This window comes from Lysinibacillus sp. FSL M8-0355, assembly GCF_038008985.1.
In the GTDB taxonomy this organism is placed as follows: Bacteria; Bacillota; Bacilli; order Bacillales_A; family Planococcaceae; genus Lysinibacillus; species Lysinibacillus fusiformis_D.
The window spans coordinates 4101946-4119212 of record NZ_JBBPAI010000001.1; the positions used below are offsets into that span (position 1 = coordinate 4101946).

The following is a 17267-nucleotide window of genomic DNA, read 5'->3' on the forward strand; positions in this document are numbered from 1 at the left end:
AAAAGCGAGGCTCATTTTGTTTTATTGTTATTTCCTTACTCATGAAGTTCTTTTTGTAGTGCCCTTTTTTGCATGGTAGCATTTAATACCCCACCAAAGATGATAATAATCCCCGTAAAGTATAACCAGAGCATTAAAATAATGACACCACCGATACTACCATATGTAGCAGAATAATTTGCAAAATTATTAATATAGAAAGAGAAACCATATGTGACTGCTAACCAGGCAAGTGTCGCAAACATCGCCCCTGGCCATACACCCATTATTTTTAAACGCGGGCTTGTATTTGGAACGACCCAGTAGATTCCCATTAAAACGATAAAAATAAGTAAAGGTGGTATTGACCATCTTAATTTGTGCCAAATAGATTCAAATTGCTCCTCAATTCCAACGATTGAAAATAGGAAATGCCCTATTTGCTGACCAAAAACTGGTAGTAAGAGAGCGACAGCCATCACAATTACAAGAGCGATTGTAAAAACCAGTGACAACCCTCTATCCAATATGCCAGCTCTCCCCTCTGTATCATAGGCTTTATTTAAAGCTCGAATAAGCGCATTAATACCTTTCGATGCAGACCAAATTGTACCGAGAACCCCGATGGACAATAAACTACTATTTCGATTTGTTAAAATCTCATTCAGCGTATTTTCAATCAGCTTATACACTTCATCTGGTAAGATATTCACTAAAAATGAATAGACCTGTGTCGTTTCTAAATTTAGATACGGTAATAGCGTCACTAAGAAAATAAGTAAGGGGAAGAACGATAGTAAAAAGAAATAAGCCAATTGTGCAGCAAGCGCAGATATTTCAACTCGCTTTAGCCGACTTATTAAATCTTGAACAAAGCCTTTGGATGTCATCACGTCAATCGATTCCTCCTCAGGAGAGACAAACGACTTTACGAACCCAAAAGCATTTTGCATTGTTGCTTTTTTTCCTTCCATATAATTCCTCCTAAAGCTTCCTTTACTCTTTTTCAGGTAAAGTAAAGGCTGATTTCGTGTCCTCAATCATCCCTTGTATTGTGGAAGGTAATTCTTTAAATTCATCAACCTTCTCAGCAATCGTGTTAACATTATCAGACACACTTTCACAAAGCACTTTTGCTGCCAGCACTTTTTCCTCCACTAGCACCTGTAGTTCTTCACGATTTGATGCATAATATGTGATGGCTTCCTTCATTTTTTTAGTTGTAGCAATTGTTGTTTCACGCGTTGTACGATCGAGCATACTTAATGCAGCACCAACTGCTGCTCCTGCTACGATTGAAGCTAATAATTTACTCTGGCCCATATTTATAACCCCCTGCTTGTGTATTTGCATATTCCCTATTATTTCATAAATAAACAGCTTCCTGCACTTATTCTACCCAATAACAGTCTATTTTTAAAGCAATGCTCAAATACGGAGTTGACATTTTTTTTATTCAATGAAATGATATGTGCGAGGATTATGAAAGGTAGGGTAAAAAATGGATTTATCAGTTCCGTCTAAGGAAAACGTAGTGTATATGGTGGATCAAATGAAGGACAAGCTACGCATGGTGAATGTTGATGCAATGAAATCAGAACATTTCGATGAAGCTAATTATGAAGATTTAGTGTATTTATATGAGATGGTGATGAAAAGAGAAACATTTAGCCCAAGTGAAATGCAAGCGATTGTTGCTGAATTGGGGTCTTTACGTAAGTAAAGTAAATAAAAGCTATTAGCATATGACGATTGGTCAGCCGCTAATAGCTTTTTATTATTGTGTATTTTTTGCTTCTGAACCATCTTCGGTAACCAATGGCTGAATAAGCACTTCTACACGTCGGTTCTGTGCACGACCTTCTGCTGTATCGTTTGGAGCAATCGCTCGGTTTTCACCATAGCCTTTCGCACTAAAGTTCTCAGACTTTAATTGTGAATTACTATCTAATAATACCATGTAAAAATTAGACGCACGCATTAATGATAACTCCAAGTTTGATGAGAAGTTAGGGCCAGCTGGCACATTATCTGTATGACCTGTAATAACAATATTACGAGGTGGATTAGACACTAATACATCCGCAAGCTCTTTTGCAATTGGAATATATTCTGGTTTAATCGTTGCTTTACCAGGATCAAATAAAATACTATCACGGATAGTTACAAGCAATCCCTCATCTGTCATTTCAGTTGCAAATTGACCTTCCATCTCATTAACTGCAATAAAGTTGTCGACACTATCTTTAATAGCTGCTAGCTCTTGTTGATCCTTTAAATAGGCCGAATTTTGCTGTGGCGTTTGGTCGCTATCTGCATTCAGGCTTGGTACTGGTGCAGGCTGCTCTAGAAAGCTTGTTCCACCGTCAAATACTTGACTAAATACCGCCGACATTCTCTCTAACTTTTCTTGATCAACTGAACTTGAGGCAAATAAAATAATAAACACAGCTAAGAGCAAAGTTAAAATATCTGCGTATGGAACTAACCAAGATTCATCAATATGTTCATCATGCTTTTTTTTCTTAGCTTTCTTTGCCAAGGCCACCCGCCCCGCTTTCACCAGAAATTTGACGACGTTCTTCCATCGTTAAGTATGATGATAGTTTCTGTTCAATTACACGTGGAGCCTCCCCTTCTAATACTGAAAGGATACCCTCAATCATCATTCTCTTTTGTTTTACTTCTAAAGCAGACTTACGCTTTAACTTGTTCGCAAATGGGTGCCATAAAACATAACCTGTAAAGATACCGAGTAATGTAGCCATGAAAGCAGCCGAAATAGCATGTCCAAGCTTTTCGATATCGTTCATATCAGCCAATGCGGCGATTAACCCTACTACTGCACCAAGAACCCCTAAAGTTGGTGCATATGTACCTGCTTGCGTAAAAATAGCAGACCCACTAGCATGACGCTCTTCCATTGCTTCCACTTCTTCCGTTAGTACATCACGGATGTAGTCAGCATTTTGACCATCAATTGCTAATGTAAGACCATTTTTTAAAAATGGATCTTCAATTTCAGAAGCCTTGCTTTCAAGTGCTAATAGTCCTTCACGACGAGCTAAGTCAGCCCATTGTGAAAACATTTTAATAATTTCTATATCATTCGCTAATTTCGTTTCTTTAAAAAGAATTTTAAATAGCTTCGGTACGCGCTTTAACTCTTGCATTGGAAAGGCAATTGTTACTGCTGAAATAGTACCAAAAATGATAATTAGAATGGCTGCAGGGTTATAAAATGCACTTAAGCTTACACCCTTCATCACCATCCCCGTTAATAGTGCTACTAAGGCAAGTATTAACCCTATAATCGACGATTTATCCATCCTAGAACCTCCAAATCTACTATTACTGTTATTTTCGTCTGTTTTTCCATATTTTAAATATATATATTCCTAGTATAAATGTATTTCACTTATTTTTCGATGTAATTAATGCTTTTTATTCACATTTCGACCATTTTTGATTATATTGAATTAAGAATATTACACTAAACTGTCTTATATCGAAAGGGGATATGAATTTGTTATTATCATTTAACACAAAATTACTAAAATATGCCGAATTAGCTGTGAAAGTAGGAGTAAATATCCAAAAAGGTCAGTATCTTTATATAAGCTGTTCGACTGATAACCTAAAATTGGCGCAAATAATTACCAAAACAGCTTATAAAAATGGTGCAAAACAGGTATTTGTCGATTTATCGGATGACGAGCTTGTACGTGCTCGTTATGAGGGAGCACCAAAAGACTCATTTGATTTCTTCCCGCCATGGAAAGTGCAAGAGCGTGAATGGTTGGTTGAACACGGAGCCGCTTTCTTAAGCATTAGCTCACAAAATCCAGATTTACTAAAAGGTATAGAGCGTGACAGAATCATGGCCTTCCAAAAAGCATCTGGTAAAGCATTAGCAAACTATTATCAATCGCTACAGTCTGATAAATTTAGTTGGTCAGTTATCGCTGCTCCATCTAAAGCCTGGGCAGCAAAAGTATTCCCTCACTTACAAGAGGAACAACAAATGGATGCATTATGGGAAGCCATCTTTGCAGCGACACGTATTGACGTTGAACATTCTATAGAAGCTTGGCATGCTCACGATCAGGAATTACATAGCAAAGCTGATTATTTAAATGGGAAGCAATATAAGTCGCTCCACTATACTGCTCCAGGCACTGACCTAACTATTGAGTTACCTACACATCATGTGTGGACAGGTGGCAGTAGTATTAATACACAGGGCCAAGCATTTATGGCCAATATGCCTACAGAAGAAATTTTTACAGCCCCTTTAAAAACAGGTGTTAATGGGTATGTTTCCAGTACTAAGCCATTAAGCTACGGAGGCAATATTATCGATCATTTCACTTTAACATTTAAGGATGGTCGTATCATTGACGTGAAGGCAGAGCAAGGACAAGAAATTTTAGCTTCCCTTATTGAAACAGATGAGGGTGCTCATTATCTTGGTGAAATAGCATTAGTTCCACATCAATCACCTATTTCACAATCTAATTTATTATTTTACAATACATTATTCGATGAAAATGCCTCGAATCATTTAGCCATTGGCAGTGCCTACGCATTTTGCATTGAGGGTGGTAAAGAAATGACTTCTGAGGAATTAAGTGCACATGGTCTTAACCAAAGCTTGACACATGTAGACTTTATGATTGGATCGGATAAGATGAATATAGATGGAATTACTCATGATGATCAAATAGACCCAATATTCTGCGATGGAAATTGGGCAATCTAAATAATCCATTCCTACTAATAGTATTCTAGGCTAAGTATGTTAAGGTTGTCATAAATTATCCTTAGATTTTCCTAGTAACCTATTGTATAATTGTTTTAGGGAAGTTTAGTAGATCATTTAAGTAGAGAGGAGCTCTAATAATGTTCATTACAACTGTTCTTGGCTTTTCAGCAGTTTTATTAATTTCAACGGGATTCTTCATCCACTACCTACAAGTTGGTTTAGATAGCAAGTCTTCAGTAACTGTAGATCCAAAGCCAAACGAAGAATATTAATGTATAAAAAACAGCTACTGCAATGGTAGCTGTTTTTTTATCACTTACAAGTTATTTTCATCTATTAAAGCGTAGGAAACTGCTTCTTTATTGTAAAAATTATCTGAAAAAAGTCTTTATTGTTTGCATATTGAACGTTTTGCTCTAAAATATTTTTTGTAAGGAAGGGAGCAATATTCATGACAATGTTACAAGATATTTTAGAGTTTAATAAAGAGTTTGTACAAGAAAAGAAATATGAACCATTCATCACTACAAAATATCCTGATAAACGTATTGTTGTTTTATCTTGTATGGATACTCGTCTTGTAGAGCTTTTACCAAAAGCTATGAATTTGCGGAATGGCGATGTAAAAATAGTGAAAAGTGCTGGCGCATTAGTGAGCCATCCTTTCGGTGCAGTTATGCGTAGTTTATTAGTGGCTGTCTATGGCCTACAAGCTGATGAAGTGTATGTCGTTGGACATTATGACTGCGGAATGAGTGCAGTTGACCCTGATGCTATGCTTAGTGAAATGGTGACAAGGGGTATTGATCCAGAAACAATCAAAATGTTGGAATATTCTGGTTTTGATTTAAAAGAATTTTTACGTGGTTTCGGTGACGTAGCAACAAGTGTTAAGAAAAGTGTCGATACGATTCGTAATCACCCATTAATGGTGAAAGACGTTCCTGTTCATGGTTTAATCATTGATCCGAATACAGGTCATCTTGATTTAATTGAAGACGGTAGCAAATAATAGCTAATAAAAAACAAGTGCCCATCTCTCGTGAAGGATAGGCACTTGTTTTTCTATTCATCCTCTAAACGCGCATACATATAGTGATCTACCCATCGGCCATTAATATACAGTAGCCTCCTTAGCAGACCCTCTTGTTGAAATCCAGCCTTCTCTAATACGCGCATAGAGGGGTTATTTTGTGTAGAGACATATGCCTCTACACGGTGTAAACCAATTTGATCGAATGCGAATCTCACCACCATATTTACAGCCTCTGTGACGATTCCCTTGCCTACATAGATTTCATCCATCGCATAGCCAACAAATGCACTTGAGTACGGTAAGCGTTTTACAGCATAAAGTGCAATATGCCCTATTAGATTATTTGTTCCATGCTCAAAAATACCAAAAGTAAATTCTCGTTTTGACTCCATTAAATAGAGACTCTCTTGAATTTTTTTATATTGAGCATCAACTGTATAATATTCAGGTTTTTGTAGTGGCTCGTATACAGACCAAAAGTATTTATTGCGGCTTACGAGACCCGATAAACTTCGTGCATCTTTTTCTTGGAATGTGCGGATGTAGCATTTTTCCCCCTTTATCGTTACCACATTCCCACCCTTTTTTCTTAATAAATTCCAAATTTTAAGCACCATTTCTCCACACTAGCCTTCCAATAAATATCAGTACATTTCTCATTCTCTGTTCACATTGGCTACAATCTAATGATTGTAAACCCTAGTTTTATTTCATTGTATGTAAAAAAAGATGCTGCTACAACTAAAACAGCTCATGTCTTATTGTTACAGCAGCACCATTTTATTATTTTGTTTTTTGTTCTTGCTTTTTCTCATTTATTATTTCTAAACTGGATGAATCAGCATCCTCTAGCTGTCCATTAGCTAATACATTTGTTAGATGAAGACCACGTTTTTGAGCCTCACGTTCAATATGTGCAATTGTTTCTTGAAGCACCTGAACACGCGCATGTTTTTTATCGTCTCCAGCAACTAAAATCCATGGAGCATCCTTTTTATCTGTCTTGTCAAACATTGCATTCGCCGCTTCAATATATTGTGGTGATTTTTCTCGATTCCGCCAATCCTCGTCTGTTAGCTTCCAAGATTTATAAGGGTTTTCTTCACGTTCTTTAAAGCGTTTTAATTGCTCTTCATCTGAAACATGTAGCCAGAACTTAATAATTATGTAATCTCCCGCAGTTAAAATTTTCTCGAAATTATTAATTTCTTCATACGCACGAGACCATTCATCCTTTGTTGCAAAGCCTTCGATACGCTCTACTAGTACACGTCCATACCATGAGCGGTCGAAAATAGCGATTTGTCCATGCTGCGGTAATTTTCTCCAGAATCTTTGTAAATAGTTATAGCGTAATTCATGTGGCTGTGGAGCTGAGATAGGGTGTACCACATAACCGCGCGGATCTACACGTTCAATCAATCGTTTGATCGCGCCACCTTTACCAGCAGCATCCATTCCTTCAAATACTAAGATTAAACCTATTTTGTTTTTTAGTAAAAACTGCTGTGCATTTAACATTTCATATTGGAGTACTTTTAATTTCTTTTTATACATCTTTTTATCTAGTTCAATGGATAGGTCTAGGTTTTTCAAATTTTGTGCCATGAAACTTCACTCCTTTTGGTTGGATATTCTTATTGTACTAAAGAAATATATAGATGCCTATTGAGATGGTAAATTGTAGATATTACGAGCAAAACAACACGATACATTGTTGAAAGTTTCCGTTATAATAAAAATAGTGACAGCACTATACTTATTTGTCTTTTCCCTATAAAATCTAACACGAAGGGAGAGGAAAACATGCCTCGGTTTATCTTGATGACAATTTCTTATCTTGTCTCACTCATCCTAACCTTTTCATCCTTTTTCGTGAATATCAACGGTCAATCTATGCTAGAAATCGCTAATCGCTTTTCTGTAGTATTTGCACCAGTTAGTGTAAGTCATGTAATTTGGATTCTTATTTATTTTTTACTCGGTTATTGGTTAGTTATGAATATCAAAAAGACAACTATGAAACAGTCTGCGCTTTTTAGCTGCATAAATATATTGCAAGCATTGATGATATACGTATGGCATCATGAGTTATTTATTGTTTCACTTGGCATTACATTACTCTTAGTCTTGTATTTATTTATGTTGTATAATACGTACCCTCTTCATGACAAAGCAATGTCGGGTCGTATTCCTTTCTCCATTTATTTTGCATGGATGACATTTATTTTTATTACGAATATCAGTTTTACGTTAACGGCTTATGGTTGGAACGGCTTTGGTCTTAGTACGCCTCTTTGGGCAGTAATTTTGCTGACATTAGGTGGAGCACTTGCGCTACATATCCGTTTCCATCACTTTGATATTTTGTTTCCTAGTGTTTTTATTTGGGCTTATATAGGAATCGCCTTACATAATGGTTTTGATGAGCTACTTGTCACTACCGCCGCCTTCTTTTTATGTGGTGTTCTCTTTGTTGGTATTTTATTTATTAAAAAAAATCCTGCCTACCAAAAATAAATTGGTAAGCAGGATTTTTCATTTCATTGCATTCTATTCTTCGTCTAATGATGTTAGGATAATCGGTTTATCTTTTGTTACAATGACTGAATGTTCAATTTGAGCTACAAGTGATTTATCAGGTGTAATGAATGTCCAACCATCACCAGCTTCTACAATATGCTCTGCCTTCGCTGAGATAAACGGTTCAACCGCAAGCACCATACCTTCTTTCATAATTGTAGAATCCCATGCATCATAGTAATTTAAAATGTGATTCGGCTCATCATGTAAAGATTGACCTAAACCATGACCAGTTAAATTCATAATAACAGTTAAGCCATTAGCATTCGCCTCACGTTCAACTGCCTTACCAATTTGATTTAATTTAGACCCAGCCTTTACCTTTGTCATTGCTCGATCAAAGGCGCTTTTGGCAACGCGACATAGCTTTTCTTTGTCCTCATAGCCATCACCAACCACAAATGAAATACCAGTGTCAGCAAAGTAGCCATTTAATGAACCAGAAACATCGATATTTACAATATCCCCTTCTTGAATAACACGTTTTCCGGGGATACCATGCGCCACTTCTTCATTGACACTAATACATGTATACCCTGGGAAATCATATTCTCCCTTTGGACCAGATATCGCGCCAGCCTCTGCAAACATACGGCCAGCAATTTCATCTAGCTCCAATGTTGTAACACCTGGTTTTGTGGCAGCTTTCATCGCTTCACGAATTTCAGCACAAATGCGTCCTATTTTTTTAAAAGCTTCAATCTCTTCTTGCGTTTTTACAATCATGTATAACGTCCCTTTCATCTAATATCTATACTTTAATATAACATAACTTGTTATGCGTATAACGATAAACGCTTTAAATATTGTATGCTTCCTTACTTTGCGAAGTGCGCAAAGAGTTATTTGCGACAAAAAAGCCCCTTCACAAATGTGAGGGGCATGTTTTATGCTTTTCTTTGCATTAATTGTGGAGCAGCTGTGAATAAAAGAACGCCTACAATTGCCGTTAAAATAGTTGCTGGTAGCATATATGTACCATTATAGATGATGGAATAGATCCATGCATTTTGATCGCCAGCATATTCTGCAAAAAATACAGCGCCAGCCGTCGTGTGGGCTGCATATCGTAAAAAGCCCGCAAGTACCGTACCTAATATAATGTAAAATGCCATTTTTGTTTTGTTGGCATTTTTGGCAGCCGCCAACACGGGTCCACGCACAACCGCCGCTAATCCTACAACTGTGAAAGCAACACCATAATCAAGGAATCCTTGTAGCCAGTGCACAATCGTAGCACCAAACATGGTTTGCATTACACCCACGAGTAATCCAGTTGTTAGCCCAGCTACTAAGCCCCAGCGAAATGCTATTAACATAATAGGTACCATGACTAGACTAACAGAACCACCTTGTGCCCATACTTTAAAGGAAACCTGATCAAGCACAAGACCGATTGCTGCAAATATCGCAATCTCCACAAGCATTAATAGTCTTTTTTTGTCCATATATATTCTCTCCTTTGTTCCGATGTAGGATACAAGAGCAGGAATAGAAATGCGCTGATATGTCTCTTTCTGACACCTTTTTATTCCCTCAAGAATGAAAAAACGATGCCAGGACAGAGCCTCACATCGTACTAGTGTCGGTTTCTATCCACATCCCTACGCAAGCGTTAACTTACAGGTTCAAAGAGTCAAGGCATTACGTGCCCAGTCTCAGCTGACATCATCAGCTCCCCTTGTGGTCGTTACATCTGAATTTATTTGAACATTCTCATTGTACGCAAAGGATAGAAGGATTACAACCTCTTCCATATATTATTTTTTTGAAACTTTGCTGTTTTTCATGCGTAAATATTACAAAAGGAGGTACAACTATGGAGAACCAAAAAATTTTATCTGCCTTTAGTTATTTAAGTATTTTCTTCGCCCCTTTTATCGTCCCATTAATTGTGTACATTATTACGAAAGATAGTGACGTAAAAAGACATTCAATTCGTGCACTTATCTCTCATTTAATTCCTTTTGTTTTCGGCATTCTGTTCTTTATTGTCTTTGTTTTTTCTACATTTAATTTGGATCCAACGTCCGGCAATAATACGATGTTGATTATTTGGTTCGTTTCGTTTGCCATTTATGCCATCGTCTCACTAGGAATTGTAATATGGAATATTATTCAAGCTGTTCGTGTTATTCGTTAATGTTTCATTTTTAAGCGAAACAGGTAGTAGTAATTGTAAAAGGAGCTGTTTTTGAATGAAAGTATCAAATGTTGTGAAAACCGCCGTAAAATTAGCACCTATTGTTATTCCTATCGTGAAAAAAGTAATGGCTGCAAAAAAAGGGACAACGCCTACAGCCACCCCTCGAAAAAAATAAACAGCAGGCGTATTCCCTTGTTTTGGAAATACGCCTTTTATTTATTTCACTTCAAAGTGGGTTTGACTATGTCCATTCAATGTTTTTTCTACATGTAAGACCGCTGGCATCGCCGATTTTAATTCAGGCACATGAGAAATCACGCCAATCATACGACCAGAATCCTGTAAAGCAATTAATGTATCAATTGCTTTATTCAAAGATTCCTCATCAAGCGAGCCAAAGCCCTCATCAATAAACATGGTTTCAATATGAATATTCCCTTGGAAGCTTTGAATGACATCTGCCATTCCTAAAGCAAGACTTAAGGAAGCATTAAATTTTTCGCCACCGGATAATGTTTTCACATCACGTAATTGATCCGTATAGGCATCATATACATCAAGCCCAAGCCCACTTTGCTTCGCATGCTTTTCTAGTCTATCAGAACGTCTAAGCTCAAATTGACCATTTGATAAGTGATAAAGACGAATATTAGCGGCATCGGTAATTTGGTCTAAGTAATTAATTTGAATGTATCGCTCAAAGGACAGCTTTTTCGAATTTTGTCCGTTTAATAATCCATAGAGTTCCTTTACTCGACCAGCTTCTTGTTCAAGTAACTGAAGCTCTCTCGCTGTTTCTTCCACTTTTTTTATAAAGCCCTGGCATGCTTGTGCAAAACCATTCATCTGTTGCAAACGTTTAAATGCTTCCTCATACGCTGTACGAAGTTGTTCTACTTTTGCTTCCATCATCACTAAATCTTGCTTCTCTTTCCCTTGAAGATACATAGCCCCTTCAGTTATTTGGATTTTCAGGGTGTGTACCTGTAAAGCATAGTCACTGCATACTTTGCGAAGTGCCTCCAATTGGCTCGCACTCCGTTTGGCAGCTGCGTATTCCTCATAGCTGTCAAAGCCGATTTCCTGCATGCTTGCTGAAAATTGCTGCCGCTTTTCATTCATTTTGAGCTGTAATTCCTCAAAAGATTGTTTGGCGATTTCTACAGTTAGTTTTGCATTACTTGTCTCTTCTTTTACGACATGCAAATTTTCTTGACTCTCTTGCCATGTTTTTTGCAAATCCATTTTCTGTTTACTAACATCCGTAAGTTGTTGCTTTAATTGCTGTAATGTTGGTAAATTGGCTGGCATCTGCTTGAGCTGTTCTTCTACAACCGCTTGTAATCTTGTCCATTCTTTCATGTGCTCAGCTAAATATTGCTCTAATTCCATCTGTTTATTTCTAAGCTGCTCTATTCTATCACGTTGATGCTTTAGCTTTAATCGCATATCTGCTAGTTGATGATGGACAACTTTTAAGCTCGCAATCTCTTGCTCCGTCTTGTGTAAAGTAGCGATGAGCTGTGCTTGGTCTTCTTGTTTAATATGCTGTGCTTCTAGCTGCTGATATGTATCTTGAAGAAGCTGTTGCGTAGATGACAAAAGTGCTGCCTTCTCTAGATACATACGCTCGTCTGAAGAAGCCTTCACTCTTAACGTTTCCACTTGAGCAAGTTCAATAACTTCCAGTTGCTCTTTATGTGTTTTCTCGTGAGTCATACTGCCACAAACAGGGCAGGGCTCCCCTTCCTTTAGCTGTTCCGCTAAAATACTAGCCTGACTTGTCAGCCACCGTTGCTGCAATAATAGAAGGGCCTTTTTACTTTCTTGATAGTGAATGTCTGAGGCAGCTACGTCCTGCTGTGCTAACTCTACGGTACTTTTATATTTCTCAGCTTGTTTGACTAAAGCTACCTGTTCACGTAGTTTCGGTAACTGTTCTAAGTAGCTTTCATATGGCTCAACCTGTTTTTCATAGCCTTCCATCGTTTGAGAAAATTGCTGCAATTGCTCTTGTTCTTTTTCCAATAACGTCAGGTTATCAGCCACCGCCATTTTTGCTGTTTCAACATACTGCTCAGCTATTTGCAGCTGCTGCACGTTGTTTTCATAGGCCTCGAATTTAGGCAATGACGCTAATAATTGCAATTCCTGCTGCAAAATTTGTTGACGCTCAGGCTCTTTCGCCTCTTCTACCCTATATTTTTCTTGGGCTCGCTGCAGTTGCTCTTCTGTTTGCTGATGCTTAACTTGTGCTTGCTGAAAAGCTTGTTCCTTTACATTAAGTTCAGCACGTAAATCAATGCATTGTTGTTCAAGTAGCACAAGTCGCTCTGCTTGTTCTGCTAAAACAATCTCCTGCTCCTTCGCGCTATATGCGTCCTGCTCTTGTAACAGCATTTGTAGTCGCTGCTGTCGATTCGCTTGCTCATCAAATTGCTCATTCAGTGTTTTAGCTAATCGATAATATTCTTGTTCTTTTTGATGAAGGCTATAAGCTTCTTCATATTGTAGCTGTTCATCCTCAATACATTTTGTATAGTAATTAATCTCCTCATCAAGTGCCTGCTTTAGTTGATGTAAATTTTCCGTTTTGTCAGCAATTAATGTGAATAACGCTGATGAACGTTGTGGTAAGACACCGTCAATTTGACCAAGTAAATGTTCTTTTAATTGTTTGGCACGTTGTAGATCACTCTCTGCCTCTTTTCGTTTAGCATCAAGCTTTTTCGTCATGACACCAAAGCGGTCTGTTTTAAAGATTTTCCGCAAAATAACTTCTTTGTTTGTAGAATCTGAGGTTAATAGCTTGCGAAATTCACCTTGAGGTAGCATCACAATTTGGCTAAATTGATCTTTTGTGAGACCTATTATTTCCTGCAATTTTTTATCGACTTCAAGCGTTTGCTGCTTCTCTACAATGCTATAATCGAGCTTTCCCTCTTTTACTTCAGCTAACTCTATTTTCTTCCCAGTAATCGTTTTATTTTTTTCTTTAATATGACCGGGCTGTCGTATTATTTGATAGACCCTTCCATGCATTTCAAACATGAGCTCTACAGCTGTATAAATATCATCATGAGCAAAGCCACTTCGCAGTAAAGCCGTATCCTGACGATCCTCACCACTGCCTGATCCGTAAAGGGCATAACAAATGGCATCAAAAATGGTTGTTTTTCCTGCACCGGTTTTACCAGAAATAGCAAACAATCGATGTTCCCCTAGTTCTTGAAAATCAATTATTTCAGTGTCTTTATAGGGACCAAATGCAGTAATCGTTAACTTTAATGGCTTCATTTTACTGTCTCTCGCTCCTCATCTAATAATTCCTGTAACATCTCTGTGAAAAGGCGCTCCGTATCTTCATCTGGCTGAATACCGATAATATCGGTAAAGAAAGAACGGAATAAATCAATATCCTCTAGTTTTTCCGTTTCTACAACTTGTAGCTCACGCGACACCTCTTGTCGTAATACCTTACGTTCCACATGCATAGCGTGCGGAAACACACTGCGAATGCGTTCCATCGGCGAAGACACCGAAGTTGTATCCGTCAATCTGACAAATACATAATCATCACTTGGTGTGAGCTTTAATAAATCCTCTAATTGACCTTCTACTACTCGTAAATCTCTTCTTGGCACAAGCTTTCTTTTAGTTACTGTGCTATTACCATGCTCATCTAAATCGATAATTAAAAAGCCTTTTTCATGTAAATGCTCAGATAACGAATATTTTAATGGAGAGCCTGCATAGCGAATGGTTTCATTTAAGACAAAATGTGCCTTATGTAGATGCCCAAGTGCTGTATAATGAAAGGGTTTAAATAAAGCTGCACTCACACAATCTGAGCCTCCTATGGAAAGCGGTCGCTCTGAATCACTTGTATTCGCTTCTTCCTCACCATACTTCGTTACAAAAGCATGTCCAACAAAAACATGACGTTTGCTTGAATCCATGTCTTGCTTGATATACTCAATTATTTTTTGCATGGCATCTTGATGAGAGCGGATTGCCTCTTCTTCAAAGATGCTGCGAATAGAAGCCGGCTCTGCATACGGTACAAGATGGAAATGCACTTCGCCATGCTGATCGTTCAAAACAATAGGTGCATGATTTTTTGTAAATTGACCCTTGATATATAAACCGCTATCACTCATTAAACGACTACCGAAATTCAGTCGACCTGCACTATCATGATTTCCCGCCACCGCTAAAACAGGAATCTTCTTCTCTAATACAATTTTTGCTACTACATCATTTAGTAAATTGACTGCCTCTATAGGAGGCATCGAACGGTCATATAGATCACCTGCTATGACAATTACATCTGGTTTTTCCTCATCTATCGCTTGTATAAATTGTTCGAGAATATACTGTTGATCTTCTGTCATATAGACACCTTGAACAAGTTTTCCTAAGTGCCAATCTGCTGTATGAAATATTTTCATTGTTGTACCTCCTAGTCTTCTTTCTATTTTAGCATGACTATTCCCTCTCTAGTGCTCTCTAGCAGTTTAGTAGTTCTATCCAATATTGGCTTTCATAGAAAAAAAGCATCTTATTGGGTAAGATGCCTTTGCTAACGATTATTTAGATGTTTTTGATAAAAGCTTGATAACCTGGGAATCCCTGAATAACGTAAGCAACACGAGCAGGCTGTTGTTGTGTCACTTTCTCTTTCTGGGGCTTCGCTGATGATTGTTGCTTGACAATTTCCTCAAATGACAAAGGATTTGCCTTAGGTAATTCTGATGAAGAAATCTGTAAAGCATCACGACCACTATAAGCCTGTAAAAATGAGTTAGCCATTTGACGATAGCCTTCAGCATTCGGGTGGACGTCAGCACTATTTGGTAAATAGCTTGTTCCATTCAATCCAAAGGCATCATAGACATCTACATAAACTGCTCCTGCATGCTCTGCCTGTTGCTGTAAAATCGCATTTAATTTAACTAGCTGTGCATTGGTTCCTTCTTTTTGTGACGGATGGACAGTTGGATAGGCAAAATAATAGCCCATGACATATACCTTTGCTTTTGGTGCACGTTCTACTAACTCATCTAAAATCGTTGTCATATTTTTTCTCGCCAAGTTTAAAGCGTAATCTGTCTGCAACTGTGAAAAAGCTAAAGTTCCAGCACTTGGGTTCACCTGAACAAGACGCAATAAATCATTGGCACCTGCTGACACCGTAATCAGTGTGGCGTTTGCTAATAAATGTTGCGCTTCCTCCGATTGAATTCGGTCTAACACATTCGCTGTTGTAAAGCCTGGAAAAGCGAGCTCTTTTGTATAAAACGATAATTGTCCAATCGAACTTAATTTCATGGCAATTAAATCACTATACCCTACATCAATTTCTTGATAAGGTGTTTGACCTGCAGCTAATGAATCTCCAATCGCCACGTAGCTTTCCGTTTGAGCAAAAGCAGATGAAGTCCAATATGTCATGGATAATATCGTCACACCGATTAAGCTCCATAATCGTCTCATCTGCTCTCCTCCTTTTCTTTCTGACTAAAGATTAAAAAGCCCAGCTACCCTTACGGAAAATAGGCTCTACCGTACCATCTGGTAAAATACCATCAATGTCCATTTCTCCGCTGCCAATCATAAAATCTTCATGTGTCACAGACATATTAGCTCCTAATGCTTCAAGCTGACCATTTTCTAAGTCTCTACCACCTTCTAAGCAAGTCGGATATGCTTCACCAATAGCTAAATGGTTTGAAGCATTTTCATCGAATAATGTATTGAAATATAAAATCTCTGACGCTGAAATAGGTGATTCGTGAGGGACAAGTGCTACTTCACCTAAATAGCTTGAGCCTTCATCCACTTGAATTAGTTCTTGTAATAAATCATGACCAACTTCAGCCTCTGCCTTAATAATTTTGCCCTCTTCAAATGTTAATTTAAAGCCATCAATCATATTGCCTTGATAAACTAATGGCTTTGAATTACTGACATAACCGTTTACACCTTGCTTCATTGGAAGGGTGTACACTTCTTCAGTTGGCATATTGGCAACAAAGACATTATCCTCTGGCGTTTTACTGCCACCCGTAACCCATTTATGTTGTGGTGCTAAAGCAATTGTTAAATCTGTACCCGGTGCTGTATAGTGAAGCTTTGCATACTTTTTATTATTTAGAAGCTGTGCACGCGATTCTAAATTGGCTATATGCTGACGCCAATTATCCACTGCATTACCTTCCCCAATATGCACTGTTTTAAAGATTGCCTCCCATAAGGCAGGTACTTGCTGCTCTTCTGTTAAATGGGGGAATACCTTTGCTGCCCATTTAGGTGAAGGGACCGCAACAATGGACCAAGCAATTAAATCCTTCATGACGGCATTACGATAATTTTTCAATGCTGCACCAGATACTTTTTGGTGGGTTGCTAATCTGTCTGCTGGAATGCCTGTCAAATTATCAGGATCTGCTGCATCAATCCATAATAGAGCCCCTTTACGTTCAATAAGCTCATCACGCATTTTTACGACCCATTCAGGGAAGCGACTAAACTCCTCGTCAGAAGCATATTCAAAATAGGCACGATCCATTTCGTCATCTGAAAAATTCACATGTACACGTCCTGCGCCAGCCTTATAAGCCTCTTTAACAACTAAACGAACAAAATCCAAAGCATCTACCGATGTATTGACTAATAGGTACTGACCTGGTTGGATGTTGACACCCACTTTTACCGCAAGCTCTGCATATGCCTGTAATTTTTCTTCAAACGTCATA

At 38.0% G+C, this 17267-nt stretch carries 19 protein-coding genes and 1 riboswitch; of the genes, 7 read left to right on the forward strand and 12 right to left on the reverse strand.

Going from position 1 to position 17267, the window contains the following annotated elements:
- Positions 1-35 precede the first annotated feature (35 nt).
- Positions 36-953, reverse strand: coding sequence for a YihY/virulence factor BrkB family protein (locus MKY46_RS20075; RefSeq protein WP_036123312.1), 918 nt, complete (start codon positions 951-953; stop codon positions 36-38).
- A 22-nt stretch (positions 954-975) separates the two neighbouring features.
- Positions 976-1302, reverse strand: a complete 327-nt coding sequence (locus MKY46_RS20080) for a hypothetical protein (RefSeq protein ID WP_058843701.1) — start codon at positions 1300-1302, stop codon at positions 976-978.
- Between the two features lie 178 nt (positions 1303-1480).
- Between MKY46_RS20080 and MKY46_RS20085 the strand changes: the two genes are divergently transcribed.
- Positions 1481-1702: a DUF1128 domain-containing protein gene (locus MKY46_RS20085; RefSeq protein ID WP_036123318.1), complete on the forward strand. Its 222-nt coding sequence runs from the start codon at positions 1481-1483 to the stop codon at positions 1700-1702.
- A gap of 54 nt (positions 1703-1756) precedes the next feature.
- On the opposite strand, the gene motB is transcribed toward MKY46_RS20085, so the two are convergent.
- Together motB and motA are read right to left on the reverse strand one after the other, a co-directional pair.
- Positions 1757-2521, reverse strand: coding sequence for a flagellar motor protein MotB (gene motB / locus MKY46_RS20090; protein WP_340835211.1), 765 nt, complete (start codon positions 2519-2521; stop codon positions 1757-1759).
- Positions 2505-3308 carry a flagellar motor stator protein MotA gene (gene motA / locus MKY46_RS20095; RefSeq protein ID WP_036123322.1) on the reverse strand — a complete coding sequence of 268 codons (804 nt, stop codon included), beginning with the start codon at positions 3306-3308 and terminating at the stop codon, positions 2505-2507. The genes motB and motA overlap by 17 nt, the downstream gene beginning before the upstream one ends.
- Positions 3309-3499: 191 nt before the next feature.
- Here motA and MKY46_RS20100 point away from each other — a divergent pair, with 191 nt between their 5' ends.
- From MKY46_RS20100 to MKY46_RS20110, 3 genes are all read left to right on the forward strand, one after another.
- Complete coding sequence (locus tag MKY46_RS20100) at positions 3500-4741, forward strand: aminopeptidase (protein ID WP_340835214.1); 1242 nt, start codon at positions 3500-3502, stop codon at positions 4739-4741.
- A 140-nt stretch (positions 4742-4881) separates the two neighbouring features.
- The gene (locus MKY46_RS20105) at positions 4882-5016 is read left to right on the forward strand and encodes a hypothetical protein (RefSeq protein ID WP_255358791.1); all 135 of its coding nucleotides are present in this window, start codon (positions 4882-4884) and stop codon (positions 5014-5016) included.
- Between the two features lie 179 nt (positions 5017-5195).
- Positions 5196-5756, forward strand: a complete 561-nt coding sequence (locus tag MKY46_RS20110) for a beta-class carbonic anhydrase (protein ID WP_036123327.1) — start codon at positions 5196-5198, stop codon at positions 5754-5756.
- A 53-nt stretch (positions 5757-5809) separates the two neighbouring features.
- Here MKY46_RS20110 and MKY46_RS20115 read toward each other — a convergent pair whose 3' ends face one another.
- Both MKY46_RS20115 and MKY46_RS20120 read right to left on the reverse strand, forming a co-directional pair.
- On the reverse strand, positions 5810-6397 hold the full coding sequence (locus tag MKY46_RS20115) for a GNAT family N-acetyltransferase (protein ID WP_051891670.1): 588 nt from the start codon (positions 6395-6397) through the stop codon (positions 5810-5812).
- 166 nt (positions 6398-6563) lie between these two features.
- Positions 6564-7388, reverse strand: a complete 825-nt coding sequence (locus MKY46_RS20120) for a polyphosphate kinase 2 family protein (RefSeq protein ID WP_036123330.1) — start codon at positions 7386-7388, stop codon at positions 6564-6566.
- 198 nt (positions 7389-7586) lie between these two features.
- Between MKY46_RS20120 and MKY46_RS20125 the strand changes: the two genes are divergently transcribed.
- The gene (locus MKY46_RS20125) at positions 7587-8300 is read left to right on the forward strand and encodes a hypothetical protein (protein WP_036123333.1); all 714 of its coding nucleotides are present in this window, start codon (positions 7587-7589) and stop codon (positions 8298-8300) included.
- A gap of 33 nt (positions 8301-8333) precedes the next feature.
- Here the strand turns inward: MKY46_RS20125 and map are convergent, their stop codons facing one another.
- Both map and thiT read right to left on the reverse strand, forming a co-directional pair.
- Entirely contained in the window at positions 8334-9089 is a 756-nt protein-coding gene (gene map, locus MKY46_RS20130) for a type I methionyl aminopeptidase (RefSeq protein WP_036123336.1), read from the reverse strand.
- A 161-nt stretch (positions 9090-9250) separates the two neighbouring features.
- Positions 9251-9811 (reverse strand): energy-coupled thiamine transporter ThiT, encoded by a 561-nt coding sequence (thiT, locus tag MKY46_RS20135; protein WP_340835216.1) that lies wholly within the window; start codon positions 9809-9811, stop codon positions 9251-9253.
- Positions 9812-9947: 136 nt separating this feature from the next.
- A riboswitch (TPP riboswitch) is annotated at positions 9948-10055 on the reverse strand.
- A 127-nt stretch (positions 10056-10182) separates the two neighbouring features.
- Here thiT and MKY46_RS20140 point away from each other — a divergent pair.
- Positions 10183-10506, forward strand: coding sequence for a DUF4870 domain-containing protein (locus tag MKY46_RS20140; protein ID WP_036123342.1), 324 nt, complete (start codon positions 10183-10185; stop codon positions 10504-10506).
- A gap of 55 nt (positions 10507-10561) precedes the next feature.
- Positions 10562-10684 (forward strand): hypothetical protein, encoded by a 123-nt coding sequence (locus MKY46_RS20145; RefSeq protein ID WP_255358792.1) that lies wholly within the window; start codon positions 10562-10564, stop codon positions 10682-10684.
- Between the two features lie 41 nt (positions 10685-10725).
- Here the strand turns inward: MKY46_RS20145 and MKY46_RS20150 are convergent, their stop codons facing one another.
- From MKY46_RS20150 to MKY46_RS20165, 4 genes are all read right to left on the reverse strand, one after another.
- Positions 10726-13806, reverse strand: a complete 3081-nt coding sequence (locus MKY46_RS20150; protein WP_340835218.1) for an SMC family ATPase — start codon at positions 13804-13806, stop codon at positions 10726-10728.
- A complete protein-coding gene (locus MKY46_RS20155) occupies positions 13803-14960 on the reverse strand; it encodes an exonuclease SbcCD subunit D (RefSeq protein ID WP_340835220.1) in 1158 nt (385 codons plus the stop codon). The genes MKY46_RS20150 and MKY46_RS20155 overlap by 4 nt, the downstream gene beginning before the upstream one ends.
- 142 nt (positions 14961-15102) lie before the next feature.
- Positions 15103-16005 carry an SGNH/GDSL hydrolase family protein gene (locus MKY46_RS20160; RefSeq protein ID WP_340835221.1) on the reverse strand — a complete coding sequence of 301 codons (903 nt, stop codon included), beginning with the start codon at positions 16003-16005 and terminating at the stop codon, positions 15103-15105.
- Between the two features lie 31 nt (positions 16006-16036).
- Positions 16037-17266 (reverse strand): aminopeptidase, encoded by a 1230-nt coding sequence (locus MKY46_RS20165; protein WP_340835223.1) that lies wholly within the window; start codon positions 17264-17266, stop codon positions 16037-16039.
- Position 17267: the final 1 nt, after the last annotated feature.